Origin of the sequence: Streptomyces sp. NPDC058664, assembly GCF_042716635.1 — a bacterium.
GTDB lineage: Bacteria > Actinomycetota > Actinomycetes > Streptomycetales > Streptomycetaceae > Streptomyces.
In genome coordinates this window covers 1-2,861 of sequence record NZ_JBHXRW010000172.1, presented here as the reverse complement: position 1 = coordinate 2,861, position 2,861 = coordinate 1, and the positions used below count along the sequence as shown (strand labels likewise).

Annotated in this window: 3 protein-coding genes; all 3 read right to left on the bottom strand. The window is 67.6% G+C overall.

Annotated features, from left to right (window positions below):
• Positions 1-376: 376 nt before the first annotated feature.
• A complete protein-coding gene (locus ACFWUY_RS41175) occupies positions 377-1,072 on the bottom strand; it encodes a transcriptional regulator (protein ID WP_384122027.1) in 696 nt (231 codons plus the stop codon).
• On the bottom strand, positions 1,069-2,253 hold the full coding sequence (locus ACFWUY_RS41170) for a pyridoxal-phosphate dependent enzyme (protein WP_384122024.1): 1,185 nt from the start codon (positions 2,251-2,253) through the stop codon (positions 1,069-1,071). The genes ACFWUY_RS41175 and ACFWUY_RS41170 overlap by 4 nt, the downstream gene beginning before the upstream one ends.
• A 288-nt stretch (positions 2,254-2,541) precedes the next feature.
• Positions 2,542-2,861 (bottom strand): transposase (locus ACFWUY_RS41165; RefSeq protein ID WP_384122020.1); only part of this gene is annotated, 320 nt, incomplete at its 5' end.

Genomic DNA, 2,861 nt, shown 5'->3' with positions numbered 1-2,861 from the left:
TGAGCGGTGGATCTTGGTCGTGACACCGTCTACCAGGAGCTTCGTCGTTCAGCGCAGCCGGGATGCCTCAACCCGACCAGCCCGCCAGCAGGTTGAAAAAGGCTCAGTATGCGGGGATCCACGCCCCCGGAGTTCCAGGGCAGGACGGCTCGTCCGCTGCGGGGCTCCCGTCCGCGTAGAGCGGGAGCCGGCGGATACATGGGCGACGCCGTTATGGACCGCGACGTGCGAGTAGTGGCCGAATGGGGCGATCGTGGCGGCGCTGCGGGCCAGGCGGATGTTGCCGAAGGCGGTCCGTCCGGTGGTCGGGGACTTGGCCATGGATGCTCTTCCTGGGGCATATCGCGGCCGGTTCTGAGGGCGTTCATCGGCGTGGCTACTTCGTGTAGTTGTAGACGGTCGCCCGGGAGATGCCGAGCTGGTCGGCGATTTGTTGTGCGGAGCTCCGGGTCTCGAAGAAGCCCTCGGCATGCAGCCTCCGCACCAGTTCGCGCTTCTGGTCACGGTTGAGGCCTCGCGGGGTGCTGGAGCGCTGCGCCGCGAAGGAGTCGATGGCCGAGCGAAGTTCGCGTCCCGTGCGGTCGCGCAGTGTCTCCAGGGCCTCACCTTGGTGTTCGACATCGGTGGCCACGAGGTTGGCGAGGGTCAGGGTCAGCGGGGACAGCGTGCTGACGTCCAGGTTCAGACACAAGGCCGCGACGTAACGTCCCTCGGCGTTCTTGATGCCGATCGAGGTGCTCTTGGCCGGGCGTCCGTCGGGGAACTGGTTGCTGTAGTTCTGGATGACGCCGGGGTAGTCGGGGTCCGCGATGCGGCGCAGGCCCAGTTCGGTGGCGGGGTCGCCGACCTGCCGTCCGGACAGGTTGTTCTCGATGGCGCGGATGGCGTTGCCGGGTCGGCGCAGGTCGTGCAGGACGACCTCGCACAGACCTGGGAACATGCGCCCGACGGCGACAGCGATGCGCTCGGCTTCCCGTACGAGGTGCTCATCATCCGACAGGTAGCGCCCGTCTTCCGGTGCGGCGGGCTGGACGGCGCGTTCGTCATCTCGTCGGCCGGTGGGGTGTGTCATCGAGCGCTGCTCGATTCCTGAGCGCCGTCACGGTGCCCGGCGAGTACCTCGGCCATCTTCTCGGTGGACTTCAGCCCCGCACCGGTGAGCACGACCACGGTCGTCTCGTCCGAAGCGATCTCTCCGGTCGCGATGAAGTGATCGAGGGTCGCCGCGGCGACGCTGCTGGTCGGTTCGGCGTACAAGCCTCGCGCGCTCAGTGCACAGACCGCTGTGTCGATCTCCGCCTCGGGGACAGCGTAGGCGGCCCCGTCGGAGCGGCGGATGGCCTCCACCGCCTCGGGCAGCCGGACCGGGTGGGCGATGGACGCGCCCTCGGCGATCGTCGGCATCCGCTCGCCGCGGCCGGCCGGGTCGACGCCGTTGAACGTGTCGGCGATGGTCGCCCAGTGCTCGGGCTGTCCGACGAAAAGGCGCGGGCGCCTGTCGATCTGGCCGGCGTCGAGCAGTTCGCCGAACGCCAGGTCGCACCCAATGATGTTGCTGCCGGCTCCGGCCACGAGGACCACGTTGTCGGGCGCGGTGAAGCCGAGGGATTCCCACATCTCATAGGCGATGGTCTTGGTGCCCTGGATGAACATGGGGTGCCAGTTGTGGCTGGCGTAGGGGATCTGCTCGGACTGCCGGATCGCCTCGTCGGAGACCTCCTCGCGGGTGCCGCCCACGAGCTCGATCTCGGCGCCGTAGGCGCGGGCCTGGATAATCTTGGCCGCTGAGGTGGCGGCGGGAACGATGATCTTGGCGCGGATGCCGGCGGCGGCGGCGTAGGCGGCCACCGATGAACCGCCGTTGCCCGAACTGTCCTCGAGTACGCGGTCGACGCCGTGCGCCGCGAGGTGGGACATCATCACCGATACGCCCCGGTCCTTAAAGCTGGAGGTCGGGTTGAACCACTCCAGCTTGAAGTGGATACGTCGGCCGCCCCAGTCGACCGGAACCATCGGCGTACACCCTTCACCAAGGCTCACCCGCCGGGCGGCCGGGACGGGCAGGGCCGCGTGGTAGCGCCACAGGGACCGTTCTGCGGTGTCGATCTGCTCGGGACGCAGGCCCGGCAGTGCACTGACGGCAAGGGGGCTGCCGTCCTCGCCCCGCCAGCGAGGATCGTCCAGGGAGTAGCGCTTTCCGGACCGGTCGTAGAGGTCGGGGGCGGTAATGGCTGAGTGCTGTTCGTTGGTCATGGGCGGCTCCGGCTTCTACTCGCTCGACGTGCTCTCGTGTCGCTGGGTCTCGCACCCCGAAGGGCACCCCGCTATCTCCACGTTAGACGCATCATCCAGATTTATACAGCCTGTCAAATCACTCGTCGATGCACTGCACGGCGCCGGCCGGGAGCCAACCGAAACCGGCGAGAGTCGGTGGAGTGACCGGCGGGATGGTGAGCGGCTACGACTGCACAGGCTCCGGGCATCCCGTGTGCCCGAGGCGACTCCAAGATCTTTACGGGATAGCCCTTACTGATCTTTTCGTTAGTTCTGTGGGGTTGGTGGGTGAAGGGTGAGACCGGTGTGGGCGAGGAAGGACCAGGGCAGCTGTCGGTTCTGGTTGATGCGGTGGATGCCCTGTTCGGTGGCGTCGGCGACATCGGCGAGGTGGTCGCCGGCGGGGTTGGCGAGTTCACGTTTTTTGAGCGAGGACCACAAAAGTTCCACCGGATTGAGCTCGGGCGCGTAGGCGGGTGACCGCTCCAGGGCCAGCCAGTCCTGCTCGGCGACCCAGGCCCGCATCGCCCGGCTCCAGTGAGCCGACAGCCCGTCCCGGACCAGCACCACCCGCTCCCCGCGGTAGA